Origin of the sequence: Streptomyces sp. NBC_01288, assembly GCF_035982055.1 — a bacterium.
GTDB lineage: Bacteria > Actinomycetota > Actinomycetes > Streptomycetales > Streptomycetaceae > Streptomyces.
The window spans coordinates 4,076,761-4,093,910 of sequence record NZ_CP108427.1 but is presented as its reverse complement, the minus strand read 5'-3'; the positions used below and the strand labels follow the sequence as shown (position 1 = coordinate 4,093,910).

The 17,150-nt window shown below is 72.0% G+C and carries 13 protein-coding genes; 8 read left to right on the top strand and 5 right to left on the bottom strand.

The window, feature by feature from the left end:
- Positions 1-59: 59 nt before the first annotated feature.
- Positions 60-938, bottom strand: a complete 879-nt coding sequence (locus tag OG194_RS17825; protein ID WP_327401840.1) for a lipase family alpha/beta hydrolase — start codon at positions 936-938, stop codon at positions 60-62.
- Between the two features lie 73 nt (positions 939-1,011).
- Complete coding sequence (locus tag OG194_RS17820) at positions 1,012-1,344, bottom strand: hypothetical protein (protein ID WP_327401839.1); 333 nt, start codon at positions 1,342-1,344, stop codon at positions 1,012-1,014.
- A 70-nt stretch (positions 1,345-1,414) separates the two neighbouring features.
- On the opposite strand from OG194_RS17820, the gene OG194_RS17815 reads away from it, so the two are divergent.
- Positions 1,415-1,831, top strand: a complete 417-nt coding sequence (locus OG194_RS17815; RefSeq protein ID WP_327401838.1) for a cobalamin B12-binding domain-containing protein — start codon at positions 1,415-1,417, stop codon at positions 1,829-1,831.
- A gap of 212 nt (positions 1,832-2,043) precedes the next feature.
- Here OG194_RS17815 and OG194_RS17810 read toward each other — a convergent pair whose 3' ends face one another.
- The gene (locus OG194_RS17810; protein ID WP_327401837.1) at positions 2,044-3,660 is read right to left on the bottom strand and encodes a DUF5691 domain-containing protein; all 1,617 of its coding nucleotides are present in this window, start codon (positions 3,658-3,660) and stop codon (positions 2,044-2,046) included.
- A gap of 31 nt (positions 3,661-3,691) precedes the next feature.
- Positions 3,692-5,044: an SWIM zinc finger family protein gene (locus OG194_RS17805; RefSeq protein ID WP_327401836.1), complete on the bottom strand. Its 1,353-nt coding sequence runs from the start codon at positions 5,042-5,044 to the stop codon at positions 3,692-3,694.
- Positions 5,045-5,223: 179 nt separating this feature from the next.
- On the opposite strand from OG194_RS17805, the gene OG194_RS17800 reads away from it, so the two are divergent.
- The 6 genes from OG194_RS17800 (at position 5,224) to sucD (ending at position 13,870) form a co-directional block, all read left to right on the top strand.
- Positions 5,224-6,354: an ATP-binding protein gene (locus OG194_RS17800; RefSeq protein WP_327401835.1), complete on the top strand. Its 1,131-nt coding sequence runs from the start codon at positions 5,224-5,226 to the stop codon at positions 6,352-6,354.
- 67 nt (positions 6,355-6,421) lie between these two features.
- On the top strand, positions 6,422-8,902 hold the full coding sequence (locus OG194_RS17795) for a DUF5682 family protein (RefSeq protein ID WP_327401834.1): 2,481 nt from the start codon (positions 6,422-6,424) through the stop codon (positions 8,900-8,902).
- Positions 8,903-9,041: 139 nt separating this feature from the next.
- A complete protein-coding gene (locus OG194_RS17790; RefSeq protein ID WP_327401833.1) occupies positions 9,042-10,232 on the top strand; it encodes a vWA domain-containing protein in 1,191 nt (396 codons plus the stop codon).
- Positions 10,233-10,297: 65 nt separating this feature from the next.
- The gene (locus tag OG194_RS17785) at positions 10,298-11,125 is read left to right on the top strand and encodes a hypothetical protein (protein ID WP_327401832.1); all 828 of its coding nucleotides are present in this window, start codon (positions 10,298-10,300) and stop codon (positions 11,123-11,125) included.
- A 659-nt stretch (positions 11,126-11,784) separates the two neighbouring features.
- Positions 11,785-12,963: an ADP-forming succinate--CoA ligase subunit beta gene (gene sucC, locus OG194_RS17780; protein WP_019055632.1), complete on the top strand. Its 1,179-nt coding sequence runs from the start codon at positions 11,785-11,787 to the stop codon at positions 12,961-12,963.
- A gap of 22 nt (positions 12,964-12,985) precedes the next feature.
- Complete coding sequence (gene sucD, locus OG194_RS17775; RefSeq protein WP_019055633.1) at positions 12,986-13,870, top strand: succinate--CoA ligase subunit alpha; 885 nt, start codon at positions 12,986-12,988, stop codon at positions 13,868-13,870.
- Between the two features lie 105 nt (positions 13,871-13,975).
- Here sucD and OG194_RS17770 read toward each other — a convergent pair whose 3' ends face one another.
- Positions 13,976-15,139: a sigma factor-like helix-turn-helix DNA-binding protein gene (locus OG194_RS17770; RefSeq protein ID WP_327401831.1), complete on the bottom strand. Its 1,164-nt coding sequence runs from the start codon at positions 15,137-15,139 to the stop codon at positions 13,976-13,978.
- Positions 15,140-15,235: 96 nt separating this feature from the next.
- On the opposite strand from OG194_RS17770, the gene OG194_RS17765 reads away from it, so the two are divergent.
- The gene (locus OG194_RS17765) at positions 15,236-17,140 is read left to right on the top strand and encodes a cell division protein PerM (RefSeq protein WP_327401830.1); all 1,905 of its coding nucleotides are present in this window, start codon (positions 15,236-15,238) and stop codon (positions 17,138-17,140) included.
- Positions 17,141-17,150 lie beyond the last annotated feature (10 nt).

Sequence of the window (17,150 nt, the reverse complement as noted above, 5' to 3'; positions counted from 1 at the left end):
CCGTGGGTTCGAATAGCGTTCGATCTTCAGGAGGCTGTGCGCCCGCTGTCGGTGTCCGATCAGGCCACTGTCAGACCCCCGGTGCGGGTATTGGTGCGGGTCGCGGCCGGGGTTTCCGGCAGCGGGGTGTCGAGGGCCTGGCGGATGCCGGTCGCGACGGCCGGGTGGACCGGCAGGGCGAGGTGGCCGATGCCGCTGACCTGGACGTTCTCGGCGATCAGGTCGGGGTGGTCGACGCAGGCCGTCTCCAGTGGCTCCATCAGGTGGTCGAGGTCGCTCCAGAAACTGACGAAGTGCGTACGGCAGCCGGGCGCGGGCCGGGTCAGTTCCTCGATCACCGGCGAGCCGGGCCGCATCTGCCGGACGATCGGGTGGGCGTTGGCCAGCGGGACGACGGCCGTGCCGGAGTGCGGGGTGCCGAGCGTCACCAGCGTGCGGACCCGCAGATCGCCGCCGAGCCGCTGTACGTAGTACCGCGCGATCAGGCCACCGAGGCTGTGCCCGACGATGTCGACCTCCCGGCTGCCCGTGCGCTCGCAGATCTCCTCGATGTGCCGGCCGAGCAACTCGGCGGCGGTGCGGATGTCGCAGGTCAGCGGCGAGTAGTTGAGGGACTCGACCTGTCGGCGGCCGTGCTGGGCCAGGGAACGGCGCAGCAGCACGAAGACCGAGCGGTTGTCGATGAACCCGTGCAGCAGCACCACCGGCGGTTTCGCCTCGGTCGGCAACTGTGTCGCGTACTCCGGTGCGGGCGGCTCGGGGAGGGGTTCCCGGCGTTCCTGGGCGATGCCGGAGGGATAGAGGAGAAGGTGGCCCGCGAGGATCACGATCTCCAGGGCGGTCGCTTTCAGGAGGGTCATCGAGAGGCCCGCCAGCCTGCTGGGCAGGAGGCGCTGACATAGAGGGAGAAAGGGCGCTGCGACCCCGGTGACCTTCATGGCCGACCTCCTGTCGGCACACGGAACGACAGCTCCGTCCCCCGTGTGCCCTCGTGGGAGGCCACGGCGAGGGTCACCGACGGTGCGCGAGGGGTGAGCGCCGGGTGAGCGCGGCGCACGGCGTGACCGACGCCGTTGACGTACCGAGGAGCCTTGTCGGTCTGGCGACGAGGCTTCCCGCTGTCGTGCCGTACCTGCCCTGCGTGCCCTTCGTGCCTGCGCCGATGCGCCGTACCACCGCGCCGCGCGGCCTGCTGCGCGGCGGTACGGCGACCTCGTTGCGGCTCCCGGTGCGCTTGTTCCCGCTGGAACGCTGCGCGGCGAACGTGTCCCATCGTGTGATTTCCCCCTCGGTATCCGCCGCGAAACTGCCGGTTGCGGGATGCTGGAGATAACGTTCGTTCACTTCCCGCACTGAAGCGGGTACCGCGGTACCCGTGGGTAGGGATGAACGCAGTCGCTTCATGGAGGCAGTGATGGGTGTGGCAGCCGGTCCGATCCGCGTGGTGGTGGCCAAGCCGGGGCTCGACGGCCACGATCGCGGGGCAAAGGTGATCGCGCGGGCGCTGCGCGACGCCGGTATGGAGGTCATCTACACCGGCCTCCACCAGACCCCCGAGCAGATCGTCGACACCGCGATCCAGGAGGACGCCGACGCGATCGGCCTCTCCATCCTCTCCGGCGCCCACAACACCCTCTTCGCCGCGGTCATCGACCTCCTCCGCCGGCGCGAGGCGGAGGACATCCTCGTCTTCGGCGGCGGCATCATCCCCGAGGCGGACATCGCCCCCCTCAAGGAGAAGGGCGTCGCGGAGATCTTCACGCCCGGGGCGACGACGCAGGCGATCGTGGACTGGGTGCGGGAGAACGTGAGGCAGCCGGCGGGGGCGTAGGCCTGCGGCGGACGGGGCTTGGCTTCTTGGAACCGGTGACTCTTCGGCTTGGTCTTCGGCGAGTAGGGCTTCGCTTCTCGGCGCGGACCGGCATCATCCAGCCTGTCTGGGGTTCGCTTTTTCAGCGCAGGCCGACCTTCTCAGCCCGTCCGGCGTTTGAGGACGAGGCCGTTCAGGCCGAAGGGGGGTTTGGGGGCGCAGCCCCCATGCCTCTACGGCGCCCCCAACTCCTCCGCCATCGCCGCGCGCAACCGCAACGTAGTCACCAGCCGCTGGAACGCCTCCGCCCAATAACCCCCCGCCCCCGGCGCCGCATCCTCCGTCTCGTCCGGCACCGCCAGCAACCCGTCCAGCCGACTCGCCTCGGCCGGATCGAGACACCGCTCTGCCAGCCCCATCACCCCACTGAAACTCCACGGATAACTCCCCGCGTCCCGCGCGATGTTGAGCGCGTCCACGACAGCCCGCCCAAGCGGCGCAGCCCACGGCACCGCACACACACCGAGCAGCTGGAACGCCTCGGACAGCCCCTGCGACGCGATGAACCCGGCGACCCAGTCGGCCCGTTCACCCCCGCCCAGCGTGCTCAGCAGCTTGGCGCGCTCGGCCAGGGAGACGGCCCCCGGCCCGCCCGCCTCCGGTGCGGACGGCGTCCCCAGCAGCGCCCGGGACCAGTCGGCGTTCCGCTGCCGCACCGCCGCCCGGCACCACGCGGCGTGCAGCTCGCTCCGCCAGTCGTCCGCCACCGGGAGCGCCACGATCTCCTTGGGCGTACGTCCGCCGAGCCGCCGCTCCCAGGTCGCGAGCGGAGTCGCCTCCACCAACTGGCCGAGCCACCACGAGCGTTCACCGCGTCCCGCCGGAGCCTTGGCGACCACACCGTCCCGCTCCATGCCCGAGTCGCACTCGTGCGGTGCCTCGACCACCAAGCCCGGTTCCTCGCGCGTACGGTCCACGGCCACGCAGGCCGACGCCCGGATCGCCATCCGCGCGGCGAGCGCCGAGTCGGGGAGCGCCGACAGCAACTCCGCCGCCGTGGCACGGACGTTGCGGCTCCGGTCGGCCAACGCCTGCTCCAGGAACGGCTCGTCCTCGGCTGTAAGACCCATCCGCAGCGAGTCGAGGAACATCAGCCGGTCCTCCGCCCGCTCCGTCGCCCAGGTCGTGACCAGCAACTCGCGCGCGGAGGAGGGCCGTTGGGCGCGTATCGCCGCGAGCAGAGCCACCCGCTCGGCGAACAGGCCCTCCTGCCAGAGCAGTTGGACCTGGTCCGGGGCGTCCAGGTCCGGCAGGGCCGTGCCGCCGCCCGGTGTCGCGCGCAGGGCGAACCGCCAGTCCGGGTTCAGCCGGGCCAGCCACAACGCGCGCGGGCCCGCGAACTCCAGCGCCGCCGGCCGCAGATCCGTACGACCCCGGGCCGCGTCCAACAGCGCGGGCAAGGCCTGGACGGGCGCGGCGAAACCGCGCGCGTTGGCCGCCGTCAGCCACTGGGGCAGCAACTCCATGAGATCCGGCGAGGTGCCCCTACGGCCCCCACCGCCCGTACCCGGACGGTCGGTCAGCAGCATCGCCAGCCTGCGCGCCGCCGCGACGGGCAGCGCCGGACGCGTGTCGGGCGCGGCGGGCTCCGGACGTTGTGCCGCCCGGGCCGGACACAGTCCCGCCCGCCGCCGTACGGTCTCCACGGCCGCCGCGTCCAACAGCGCCACGGGTGCGTCCTGGCCCGGCGCGTGCCCCGGAGGCGTACGGCGGTCCGTGCCGAGCAGTGCGCTGGTGACGAGCTCTTCCCAGTCGGCCGCCGGGGGCGCCGGTGCGGGGGTGGTGTTCATGCGGTGCCTTCCGTCGAGTCGGTGAGTGGGCTCAGCACAGGGACACCGGCTCTCCCGCCCCCTCCGGCCAGGCCGTCAGCGGGGTGAAGCCGCGGTGGCCCAGTTCGCCGAAGACCTTCACCGGGGCGCCGCCGGAGAGGGCGACGAGTCGCCACAGGCCGGGGCGGGAACGGGCGGTGGACGTGAGGGGGAGCGCCGAGTCCGCATCGGTGTCCGCCAGTTGCCAGGAGTCGCCGTCCGGGGTGGGGACGACCCGGTCCAGCGTCACCGGGACCGAGTCCAGCCAGGGGTCGTGCCGTAGGGCCTCCCCGTAGTGGACGGCGGCCTGAGCTGTCGTCACCCCCTGCGGTCGGGCCGTCGTGGGCGAAGGTGCCGCGAACTGCTCACCCAGGGCGGCCCGGAGCTGTCCGGCACCCGGGAACGCGGACACCTCCGCGTCCAGGGCCAGCCCCATCGGCAGCGCCAACTCGGGGGCGCGGCCCGCGGCGCCGTAGGAGAGGAGGAGGGACGTGCGGCCCGAGTCCGTGCCGTACAGCCATATTCTTCGGGTCGTCAGTTTCGGGTCGGTCGTGTCGTACTGGGCGAGGACCAGCCACAGGTCGCGGAGCGGTGGGCCGTCCGGTGAGGCGGGCAGGCCGATGCGGGAACGGACCGTCGCCGCCAGGTCGTCGGGCAGGCGCTCGCGGCGCAGCCAGGCCTGGTCGAGGAGGTGGAGCAGCGCGCACTCCTCCAGCAGTCGCACCGGCCAGCCGGGACCCGAGGACGGGATCGCCCCCAACTCCCTTGCGCGTGCGGCCAGTCCGGGGGCCTGGGCGTCGACCATGCGGGCCGCGGTCTCCTCCCACAACCCGTACCCCGCCTGCTCCGCCGAGGCCAGGCCGGTGCGCAGCAGGTCCGTCAGCCGCTGCTCCAACTCGCCCGCGCCCGCGGTGATCCGCTCGGCCCGCCGCTCCGCCCGCCGCCGCGCCGCCTCCGGATCAGCGGCTGTCGGGGAACCGGACGCCCCCGCCGCACGCTTCTCCTCCGTCCGCTTCCGCCGCCCCGCCAGCCACTCCTCGGCCCAGCCCGGCGCCTGCCCCGACGGCACCGCGCCGTCCTCGCTCGCCCACAACAGCAGCAGCCCCAGCGCGTGCTTGCACGGGAACTTGCGGCTCGGACAACTGCACTTGTACGCCGGCCCCGCGGTGTCCGCGATGTCGACGACCGTCTGATACGGCTTGCTGCCACTGCCCTTGCACAGCCCCCACACCGTCCCCTCGTCAGAACTGCCCGCCTCGGACCACGGCCCCGCCGCCCCGAGCTTGCTTCCCGCTTTGCGTGACGCTGCGTCAGGCGCCAGTGCCAGCACCTGATCAGCCGTCCAGCGCACCCCCTGCTGAGTCATGTCATCGAAGGTAGATCCCAGCACTGACAATCGGTCCGCGAGCGGGTGGCGGGTGGGGTGGAGGGCGGCGACGGCGCGGGGGTCGGGGGCGCGTTTCCGCAGGTCGGATCGCGTTGTCAGTGGGGTCGTGCAAGGTGGACACCAGATCCGAACCGGCCGAGCTGGAGGGGGCCTCAGCCATGACTGTGTCTGTAGAAACCACGCCTGGGCAAGCGCACGAGAAGGCGTCGGACGAGGTGTTGCGGCCGCACGCCGAGGACGCCTTCGCCGACGAACTCGCCGCGCTGGCCGCGCAGGACGACCGGCCGCGTCCGGTCCGCTGGAAGATGTCGCCGTGGGCGGTCGCCACCTATCTGCTCGGCGGCACGCTGCCGGACGGCACGGTGATCACGCCGAAGTACGTCGGCCCGCGCCGCATCGTCGAGGTCGCCGTCACCACCCTCGCCACCGACCGCGCCCTGCTCCTGCTCGGCGTGCCCGGCACCGCCAAGACCTGGGTGTCCGAGCACCTCGCGGCGGCGGTCAGCGGCGACTCGACCCTGATCGTGCAGGGCACCGCGGGCACCCCGGAGGAGGCGATCCGCTACGGCTGGAACTACGCGCAGCTGCTCGCCAACGGCCCGAGCCGCGACGCCCTCGTGCCCAGCCCCGTCATGCGGGCCATGGCCGAGGGGATGACCGCGCGCGTCGAGGAGCTGACCCGTATTCCGGCCGACGTACAGGACTCGCTCATCACGATCCTGTCGGAAAAGACGCTGCCGATACCGGAGTTGGGGCAGGAGGTGCAGGCGGTCCGTGGCTTCAACCTGATCGCCACGGCCAACGACCGCGACCGCGGGGTCAACGACCTCTCCAGCGCGCTGCGCCGCCGTTTCAACACGGTGGTGCTGCCGTTGCCGGAGAGCGCGGACGCCGAGGTCGAGATCGTCGCCCGCCGCGTCGACCAGATCGGCCGCTCCCTCGACCTGCCCGCCGTGCCCGAGGGCGTCGACGAGATCCGCCGGGTGGTGACCGTCTTCCGCGAACTGCGCGACGGGATCACGGCGGACGGCCGGACGAAGCTCAAGTCGCCCAGCGGCACGCTGTCGACGGCCGAGGCGATCTCCGTCGTCACCAACGGGCTTGCTTTGGCAGCCCACTTCGGCGACGGACTGCTGCGGCCCAGCGATGTCGCCGCGGGCATCCTCGGCGCCGTCGTCCGCGACCCGGCGGCCGACCGGGTCATCTGGCAGGAGTACCTGGAGGCGGTCGTCCGTGAGCGCGACGGCTGGAAGGACTTCTACCGCGCCTGCCGTGAGGTGAGCGCGTGAGCGAATCCAGGGAGCAGGTCGACGACGGCTCCGCGTGGAGTCCGACCCGGAGGGGGAGGGGAGCGTAGTGACGGGTACTGAGGGGGGCCGGGGCGCCGGGCCGCTGTTGCTCGGGGTGCGGCATCACGGGCCCGGTTCGGCGCGGGCCGTGCGGGCGGCGTTGGACGCGGCCCAACCGCGGGTCGTCCTGATCGAAGGGCCGCCCGAGGCCGACGCGTTGATCCCGCTGGCCGCCGACGAGGACATGCGGCCGCCGGTCGCGCTCCTCGGCCACGCCGTGGACGAGCCGGGCCGCTCGGCCTTCTGGCCGCTGGCCGAGTTCTCCCCGGAATGGGTCGCGATCCGCTGGGCCCTGGACCACGAGGTCCCGGCCCGTTTCATCGACCTCCCGGCCACGCACACGCTGGCGTGGGGGAAGGACGACGCCGAGGGCGAGTTGACGGGAGAGGAGCAGCCGCCGGACCCGACTGCCGAGACCCCGACCGCCGGGACTCCGTCCGGCGAGTCCCCTTCCGACCCGGACCCTTCCGATCCGGACCCCTCTGTCCCGGACATCCGCGTCGATCCCCTCGCCGTCCTCGCCGAGGCCGCCGGCTACGACGATCCCGAGCGCTGGTGGGAGGACGTCGTCGAGCACCGGGGTGCGGGGGAGCGGGACGCGTTCGCGCCGTTCACCGCGCTGGAGGAGGCGATGGGGGCGCTGCGCGAGACGTACGGGTTCGGCGGGCACGAGCGGGATCTTGTGCGGGAGGCCTATATGCGGCTCCAAGTGCGGGCGGCACAGCGGGAGTTCGAGGACGACGTGGCCGTGGTGTGCGGGGCCTGGCATGTGCCCGCGCTGCGCCAGAAGACGGCCGTCGCCGCGGACCGTGCGCTGCTGAAGGGGCTGCCCAAGGTCAAGGTCGATCTGACCTGGGTGCCGTGGACGCACCGCAGGCTGTCGCGGGCCAGCGGTTATGGCGCGGGTATCGACTCGCCGGGCTGGTACGGCCATCTGTTCGGCGCCCCGGACCGGCCGGTCGAGCGGTGGATGACCAAGGTGGCGGGACTGTTCCGGGAGGAGGACCGGATCGTCTCCCCGGCCCATGTCATCGAGGCCGTACGGCTGGCGGAGACCCTCGCGGTGATGCGCGGCCGTCCGTTGCCGGGGCTCGGGGAAGCCACCGACGCGGTGCGCGCGGTGATGTGCGAGGGCTCGGACGTCCCGCTGGCGCTGGTGCACGACCGGCTCGTCGTCGGGGATGTGCTGGGCGAGGTACCGCCGGGGGCGCCCGCCGTGCCGTTGCAGCGCGACCTCGACCGGTCGCAGCGCAGGCTGCGGATCAAACCGGAGGCGCTGGAGCGGGAGTTGGAGCTCGACCTGCGCAAGGAGACCGACGCCGGGCGCAGCAGGCTGCTGCACCGACTGCGGCTGCTGGGTATCGAGTGGGGCGAGCCGGCCGCGTCGCGGGGGAGCACGGGGACGTTCCGGGAGACCTGGCGGCTGCGCTGGGAACCGGAGTTGGCGGTACGGGTCGCCGAGGCGGGGGTATGGGGGACCACCGTGCTCGCGGCGGCGACCGCGAAGGCGGAGGCGGACGCGGTCGGGGCGCAGAGCCTCGCCGACGTCACCGCACTCGCCGAGCACTGCCTGCTGGCCGAACTGCCGGACGCGCTCCCGGTGGTGATGAAGGTCCTCGCCGACCGCGCGGCCCTCGACACGGATGTCGGCCATCTCGCCCAGGCACTGCCCGCGTTGGTCCGTTCACTGCGCTACGGCGACGTGCGCGGCACCGACACCGGCGCGCTGACCGAGGTCGCGGCGGGCCTCGCCGAGCGCGTCTTCGTCGGGCTGCCTCCGGCCTGCGCGGCCCTCGACGCGGATGCCGCGGAGGAGATGCGGCGGCACGTGGACGCGGTGCACGGGGCGGTGGCGCTGTTGGGCGACGCCTCCGGAACCGGCCACGGTGACACCTCCGCACCTGGGCAGAGCGACGGACCTGGCCCCGGACCCGGGCACGGTGACCTGCGGGTCCGTTGGCGCGCGGTGCTGCGGACGCTCTCCGCGCGGGACACCATTCCCGGTGTCATTCGCGGGCGGGCCGTACGACTCCTCCTGGACGAAGGGGAGTTGGGGCCGGACGAGGCGGCCCGGTTGATGGGGCTCGTGCTCTCGCCGGGGACACCTCCGGCGGACGCGGCCGCGTGGATCGAGGGGTTCGTCGGTGGCGGGGGCGGGCTGCTCCTCGTCCACGACGAGCGGTTGCTCGGGCTGGTGGACGCGTGGCTGACCGGGGTGCCGGCGGAGGCGTTCACGGACGTACTGCCTTTGCTGAGGCGAACGTTCTCGTCGTACGAGCCCGGAGTGCGCCGAACACTCGGGGAGTTGGTGCGGCGCGGTCCGGGGAAGCAGGTGGGTACGGCGGCGACGGCGGCCGGGATACCCGGGTTCGGGACGGAGTTGGACGCCGGGCGCGCGGACGCGGTCGTGCCGGTGCTGCGGCTGCTGTTGGGGCTGGACGACGTACTGAACAACGGCGACAACGAGCTTGTGGGGGTGGCGGGATGACGAACGGCGACGGCAGGCAGGGCACGAGAAGGCCGGGCGAGAGAGTCCAACTGGCGCGTGCCGGCAGGGGCGTGGACCGCCCGGCGACGGCTGTACGGGTCGTACCGCTGTGGGAAGGGCTGCGTACGGGGGTGCGCGGATGACAGCCGAGGCCGTCGCCGTCAGCGGGGTCGCGGATCCCGGGCAGCCCGGCCAGGAGCGGTTGCGGCGGTGGCGGCTGGTGCTCGGGGGCGACGCGGCCGACGGCACCGGGTGCGAGCTGTCCGGGCAGGACGCCGCGATGGACGGGGCGCTCGCCGCGCTGTACGGCAGGCAGGACAAGGGGCGGGCGGCGAAGGACCGTTCGGCGGGGCTCGGGGCGTCGGCGCCGTCCGTCGCGCGCTGGCTCGGGGACATCCGGACGTACTTCCCGTCCTCCGTCGTCCAGGTCATGCAGCGCGACGCCATCGACCGGCTCGGGCTGTCCGCGCTGCTCCTCGAACCGGAGATGCTGGAGGCGGTCGAGGCCGACGTGCATCTCGTCGGCACGCTGCTCTCCCTCAACAAGGCGATGCCGGAGACCACGAAGGAGACGGCGCGGGCGGTGGTGCGCAAGGTCGTCCAGGACCTGGAGAAGCGGCTCGCCTCCCGTACCCGGGCCACCCTCACCGGCGCGCTCGACCGCAGCGCCCGTGTCAACCGGCCGCGCCACCACGACATCGACTGGAACCGCACGATCGCGGCCAACCTCAAGCACTACCTGCCCGAGTACCGGACGATCGTGCCGGAGCGGCTGATCGGATACGGGCGCGCGTCCCAGTCCGTGAAGAAGGAGGTCATCCTCTGCATCGACCAGTCCGGGTCGATGGCGGCGTCCGTCGTCTACGCCTCCGTGTTCGGGGCGGTGCTGGCGTCCATGCGGTCGATCAACACCCGGCTCGTCGTCTTCGACACGGCGGTCGTCGACCTCACCGACCAGCTCGACGACCCGGTGGACGTGCTCTTCGGAACACAGCTCGGCGGCGGTACGGACATCAACAGGGCGCTCGCGTACTGCCAGTCGCAGATCACCCGGCCCGCCGAGACGGTGGTCGTGCTGATCAGCGACCTCTACGAAGGCGGCATCCGCAACGAGATGCTGAAGCGGGTCGCGGCGATGAAGGCGTCGGGGGTGCAGTTCGTGACCCTGCTCGCGCTCTCCGACGAGGGCACGCCCGCCTACGACCGCGAACACGCCTCCGCGCTGGCCGCGTTGGGCGCGCCGGCCTTCGCCTGTACGCCCGACCTGTTCCCGGAGGTGATGGCGGCGGCGATCGAGAAGCGGCCGCTGCCGATACCGGACACCGCGTGACGAACTGGCTTGTGGGACAGGGGGGGTGCGCGTCCTGGGACGGACCGTGCAAGGATCGTCGCCTCATGAACCGGCCCGCCGCACTGCCCGGTGCCGCCCTGCGCGTGACGCGTACGGCGGTTGGGCGGCGTGTGTGTCAACGGGTGCTTCAAGTCGCCCTGCTGGTAGGCGGGTTGTTCGTGCTCGGCGTTGTCTTCGGGGGACAGGCGCAGGCGGCGGAGGGCGGTCCGGTCCCGGCGAAGCCGGTGAATCTGGGCAAGCCTGGGATTCCGGTGGTGGCTTCGGTCGTGAAGTCGGTTCCGGTTCTGGTTCTGGTTCCGGAGACCACGGCCCAGGTCGTACAGCCGGTCGCCGATGTCGTGAAGACGGTGACCGAGGTGTTGGCCAAGGCGCAGGTGCCGCCGCTTTCGTCGCTGCCGGCTCTGCCCTCGTTGCCCGCCGAGCCGACTCTTCCGGTGCGGACGCTTCCGGCACAGTCGACACCCGTGCCGGTCCCCGCCACCCCACAGCCCTCGCACGGCAGCGGAAGCAAAGTGGGCGTGGTCACGGCTCACAGGCACGCCTCGGAACCCGCGGCGGTCTCCACCCACGTGGCCGTAAGCGTCACGTACGGGCCGAGCGTCGGCGCCGTAGGCCGTGCAGTCGTCGTACGTCACGCCCCGTCCTCCTTCGCCGGACGCACCCCCACTCGGCACCAGGCGCCTGCCGGTGACCCCGACGGCGCGCAGCGCAATCAGTCGGGTGTGGACAACGGCGGCTCGCGGCACTGTGACGCGTGCGCCGTGACCTTGGGCTTCCGCGTGTCCGTGCGGATCGTGCCCGGTGTCGTCGCGGGCGCGGACGCGGCAGAGACCCGGGACAGGTACCGGGACGTTCCCGTTTTCCCAGGCTAGGCAGGCCCTTTCCGGCAGTTGACCTGCCCGGAATGTCGCCATGTCTCCATTTCTGGAACGCCTGAGGAACCGACGTACGCATGAGCAGCAATACGAGCACGAACAGCGACATCACCCCGGCCGAATTCCGACGACGCCTCGTCGATGCCGTGGTCTCCGTCCCGAGAGGGTCCCGGGTCAGGGCCGCCGCGGCCATCCAGGGTGCACGGGCCGCACGCAATGTCTGCGCCCGGACCGTTCGGCACCGGGAGTGACCGACTCCGTGAGGCAGTGACCCCGGACGGCCGAATGCCGTCGGTCTGTCCGGAGCGCGTCTCGCGGTATGGGGCCCCGCCGGGCCAACCCCAACCCGGCGGGGCCCCGCCCGAACCACCCACCACCCAACCCACCACGCGCCCGGACACCCACCCGAACGACCTGCCCGAACGTCCCGTCCGCGGCACTCCGTGTCACGAAAACCGGCATCATGTGACAGGTATCACCGCTCAGGTGTGACCCTCGATTTAGGGGCCCCCTGCAAGCAGCGATAACCTGCGAGACGGACATGCCGCGCGCTCGGTCACCGTGTGCGCCTCCCTTGTGACAGCGGACGTCACGTTGCCCTTCGCGGCACGCCCACGCATCCAACGAACCGCGAATATCACTGAGGACGGAAGCGCGTGGACCTGTTCGAGTATCAGGCGAGGGACCTCTTCGCCAAGCACGATGTACCGGTGCTGGCCGGTGAAGTCATCGACACGCCTGAGGCGGCCCGCGCAGCCACCGAGCGGCTCGGTGGCAAGTCCGTCGTCAAGGCCCAGGTGAAGGTCGGCGGCCGTGGCAAGGCCGGTGGCGTGAAGCTCGCCGCCACCCCGGACGAGGCCGTCGCGCGTGCGACGGACATCCTCGGCATGGACATCAAGGGCCACACGGTCCACAAGGTGATGATCGCCGAGACCGCGCCCGAGATCGTCGAGGAGTACTACGTCTCGTACCTCCTCGACCGCACCAACCGCACCTTCCTCGCCATGGCGTCCGTCCAGGGCGGCGTGGAGATCGAGGTCGTCGCGGAGGAGAACCCCGAGGCCCTCGCGAAGGTCCCGGTCGACGCCAACGAAGGTGTCTCGATCGAGAAGGCCCGTGAGATCGTCGCCCAGGCGAAGTTCCCGGCCGACGTCGCCGAGCAGGTCGCCGAGATCCTGGTGACCCTGTGGGACACCTTCATCAAGGAGGACGCTCTCCTCGTCGAGGTCAACCCCCTCGCCAAGGTCGCCTCCGGCAAGGTCATCGCCCTCGACGGCAAGGTGTCGCTGGACGAGAACGCCGAGTTCCGCCAGCCGGACCACGCGGCGCTTGAGGACAAGGACTCGGCGAACCCCCTTGAGGCGGCCGCCAAGGAGAAGAACCTCAACTACGTCAAGCTCGACGGCGAGGTCGGCATCATCGGCAACGGCGCGGGTCTCGTCATGAGCACCCTCGACGTCGTCGCGTACGCCGGTGAGAACCACGGTGGCGTGAAGCCGGCCAACTTCCTCGACATCGGCGGCGGCGCGTCCGCGGCCGTGATGGCGAACGGCCTGGAGATCATCCTCGGCGACCCGGACGTCAAGTCCGTGTTCGTCAACGTCTTCGGCGGCATCACCGCGTGCGACGAGGTCGCCAACGGCATCGTCCAGGCGCTTCAGCTGCTCGCGGACAAGGGCGAGGAAGTCACCAAGCCCCTCGTCGTCCGTCTCGACGGCAACAACGCCGAGCTGGGTCGCAAGATCCTCTCCGACGCCAACCACCCGCTGGTCCAGCGCGTGGACACCATGGACGGCGCGGCCGACAAGGCCGCCGAGCTCGCGGCTGCGAAGTAAGGGAAGAGGGACAGACACAGCCATGGCTATCTTCCTCACCAAGGACAGCAAGGTCATCGTCCAGGGCATGACCGGCTCCACGGGCATGAAGCACACCAAGCTCATGCTGGCCGACGGCACCAACATCGTCGGTGGCGTCAACCCCCGTAAGGCCGGCACGTCCGTCGACGTCGACGGCACCGAGATCCCGGTCTTCGGCACGGTCGCCGAGGCGATCGAGAAGACGGGCGCGAACGTGTCCGTCCTCTTCGTACCGCCGGCCTTCTCGAAGGCCGCGGTCGTCGAGGCGATCGACGCCGAGATTCCGCTCGCGGTCGTCATCACCGAGGGCATCGCCGTCCACGACTCGGCCGCGTTCTACGCGTACGCGGTCGCGAAGGGCAACAAGACGCGCATCATCGGTCCGAACTGCCCGGGTCTGATCACCCCCGGTCAGTCGAACGCCGGCATCATCCCGGGCGACATCACGAAGCCGGGCCGTATCGGCCTGGTCTCGAAGTCCGGCACGCTGACGTACCAGATGATGTACGAGCTGCGTGACCTCGGCTTCTCGTCGGCCGTCGGTATCGGTGGCGACCCGGTCATCGGTACGACGCACATCGACGCGCTCGCCGCGTTCGAGGCCGACCCCGACACCGACCTGATCGTGATGATCGGTGAGATCGGTGGCGACGCGGAGGAGCGGGCGGCGGACTTCATCGCGAAGAACGTGACGAAGCCGGTCGTCGGTTACGTCGCGGGCTTCACCGCGCCCGAGGGCAAGACGATGGGCCACGCCGGTGCCATCGTCTCCGGTTCCTCCGGTACGGCCGCCGCGAAGAAGGAGGCCCTTGAGGCCGCCGGCGTCAAGGTCGGCAAGACCCCGACCGAGACGGCGAAGCTGGCCCGCGAGATCCTGGCCGGCTGATTTACCTAGCTGAACGTTGATGGGCCCGTTCCCTGTGTGGGGGCGGGCCCATCGATGCGTTGTCGGTCGGCTGCGACCAGCCCCCACCGGGCTGCGGTCGACGAACTACCGACTCAGCGGTGCCAGCCTCTCCGGGCCGCTCGTCATCCCGTTCCGGAGGCGGTCCCGGAGAGCGACCTCCTCCTCGGACAAGGAACCCTGCACCACCCGCGCAGGCACCCCCTCCACCCGTTCCCCCAACGGTACCGGCGGCTCGTAACGCGTGGGCGCAACCCGCAGCGTGAACGTCGTCGCCCCGATGATCGCGACGGTGAACGCGATCGCCGCCCGGGTCCAGAACACGGCCCGGCGTTCGCCCACGAAACGAACCGTCGGCGGCTTGGCCGCGTGCAGCCGCCCGGTGGAGGCGAGTTCGGTCATCCGCCGGTGCAACTCGGCCGGGTCGGACAGATCCGGGAGCTGCACGACGAGCGCCTCGCGCGCGTGCAGCAGCCGGTTGGCCGCCGCCGGCGTACTCGCCTCCGTCTCCGCCGCGGTCTCCGCGAGACCGAGCCCGACCCCGTCGTAGAGGAGAAGCGTGCGGCGGTACGACGGCGGGAGCTTGAGGAGGGCGGTCAGCAGGGCGCGGTCGGCGGCGTCCGGGGGCGGGGGCTCCGGGTGGCGGTATCTGGGGCGGAACCGGTGCCAGGGGGAGAGGGCGTGCTCGTAGGCCACCGAGCGCACCCAGCCGGCCGGGTCGCGGTCGACCGCCACCTCGGGCCAGCGCTGCCAGGCGACCTGGAAGGCCCGCTCGACGGACTCCCGCGCCAGTTCGCGCCGCCCGGTCAGCAGATACGCCTGCCGTACGAGGGCGGGCGCGCAGAACGCGTAGAGCGCGTCGAAGGCCTGAGCGGGCGTCAGGGGTGCGCGGGGCGGTTCCTCGATCGGTACGGGGACGGGGGCGGGGACGAGGACGGGTTCGAGTACGGCGGTGTCGTCCACCACATCGACCTCCACCACCTCCACCTTCACCTCCGCCACCTCAACCTCAGCCGTCTCGACCGCCGGAGGCTCCGTCACGGTCTCTTCTTCACCCAGGCTGGTCAGCAATTTCGCGTACGCCTCCCGTTTCCGGCCACGTGGTGTCGTACGGCCGGTCTCCCACGAGCGCACCGTCTCGCGGCTGACGCCCACCCGCTCGGCGACCTGAGCCTGCGTCAGGGATCCCGCCTCGCGCAGGCGTCGGCGTTCCTTGGGCGGAGGGAGCGGGGTTGCAGGGCTCTGCGTCACCGGACGCCCCTTCGTACGAAAAAGTACATAAACGTATATTGAGCGACACTTCCGAGGTTCGCCTGTTACGACGAGAAAGCGCGTGTCGTTGGGAGCATGGCGGGCGTGATGCCGATGACCCACCGCCGAGCGCTGTTGTCGCCCCTGCTCACCCGGATGCGCGACCGATCCCCCGGACTGGCCGCCAGCCTCTTGGGTGGCGCGGTCGCGGCGGGGCTCGGGCTCGGCTCGTTCGCGGTGCTCGTGATGGTGCTGTGGATCAGTTCGCCGTACCCCGACAGCGGACCCGGCGGCGCCCTGCACATGGCCGCCGCCCTGTGGCTCCTCGCCCACGGCGTCGAACTGGTCCGCGCCGACACCCTCTCCGGAGTCCCCGCCCCCGTGGGCGTCACCCCGCTCCTCCTCCTCGCCCTGCCGTTGTGGCTGCTGCACCGGGCCGCCCGGCACGCGGTGCTGGGCGGGGAGACCGGCGAGGACGACGCCGAGGCCCCGCCCCTGATCGCCGCCCGCACCGCCTGGACCGGCGTCGCCCTCGGCTACCTCGCAGTGGGCACCGCAGCCGCCCTCTACGCGTCCGGCGGCGAACTCTCCCCCTCCTGGAGCTGGACCGCGGTCTGCCTGCCGCTGCTCGCCGCGGGCGCGGCCGGTTCCGGTGTGTGGACGGCGTACGGGCGCCCGCGCGAGCCCGTGCTGAGCGTGCTGATCCTGCTGCCGGCCGGGCTGCGACGGCTCGTCCTCGGCCCGGAGGCCCGTGAGTCGAGGGCTCGTATCGGCACCGCGGTACGCGCCGCGGGACTCGGCACGGCGGTCCTCGTCGGGGGCGGCGCGCTGCTGCTCGGGGCGTCGCTGATCTGGCACGGCGGTGCCGCCCGGATGTCCTTCCTCCAGCTGACGGAAGGGCTGTCGGGCCGGTTCGCCGTCCTGCTGCTCTGCCTCGCCCTGATCCCGAACGCGGCGGTGTGGTCCGCGTCCTACGGCCTCGGCCCCGGCTTCGCGCTCGGCGTCCACCACACGGTCGCGCCGCTCTCCTCGGCCCCGGCCCCCCTCCTCCCGCCGTTCCCGCTCCTCGCGGCGGTCCCGGACGCGGGCGCCGGAACCCCGCTGAACTGGCTCGCCGGGTTGGTGCCGGTGGCGGCCGGGGTGATGGTGGGGTGGTTCGTGGCACGGGTCGCGGTGAGCGGCACGGCTGGTCAACGGGCCGACGGCGCGGGCGAGTTGACGGAGGAGCGGAAGCGGAAGGCGGCCGGTGCCGGGCTCCGCCAACAGCCGCCGCACGTCCTCTCCGCGCGTGGTCCTTCCGCGCACACTCCCTCGGCACAGGCCCCCTGGGCGCAAGGCCGCACCGCCGCCACCGCCCTGCTCGCCGCCGCGCTCTGTGCCGTAGTCCTGGGTCTGCTCGCGGAGTTGTCCGGCGGGCCGCTCGGGAGTGCGGCACTCGCGCGGTTCGGGCCGGTGTGGTGGGAGACCGGGGGCGCCGCGCTGGCGTGGATCGCGGCGGTGGCGGTGCCTACGGCGCTCGGGTTGCGGGCGTGGCGGCTGCGGGAGCGCAGGGTGCCTGCGCCGACGACCGGGCAGTCGACGATCGGGAAGCCGCGCGAGGGCGAGAACGCTCCCACCGACATCCCCACTGCTATCCCCACCACCATTCCCACCCCCGTCACAGGCGACTCGGAACGCTGGTTCCGGAGGCCGTTCGCAGTCGTTCGGGGCTGGTGGTTCGCGCGCAAGCCGAAGAAGGCGGAGCAGCCGCTCCCGGTACCCGTACCGGCGCAGGCTCCCGTCGACCAGCCGTACATCGCCTACGACCACGACCCCACGTTCGACCCGTACGACTTCCTGCCCGTCGACGTGCCGTCGGAGCCGACGCCCACCCCCTGGTACGACGACGCCTCCCGCGAGGCCCGCTGGGCGGCCTTGCGGGAGGCGTCCACGCCACCTGAGCCCGAGCCGTCGGACCATGCGGACCAGCCGGAACCGCCCGATATGAAGGGGCCGAACTGACCGGTGCCGT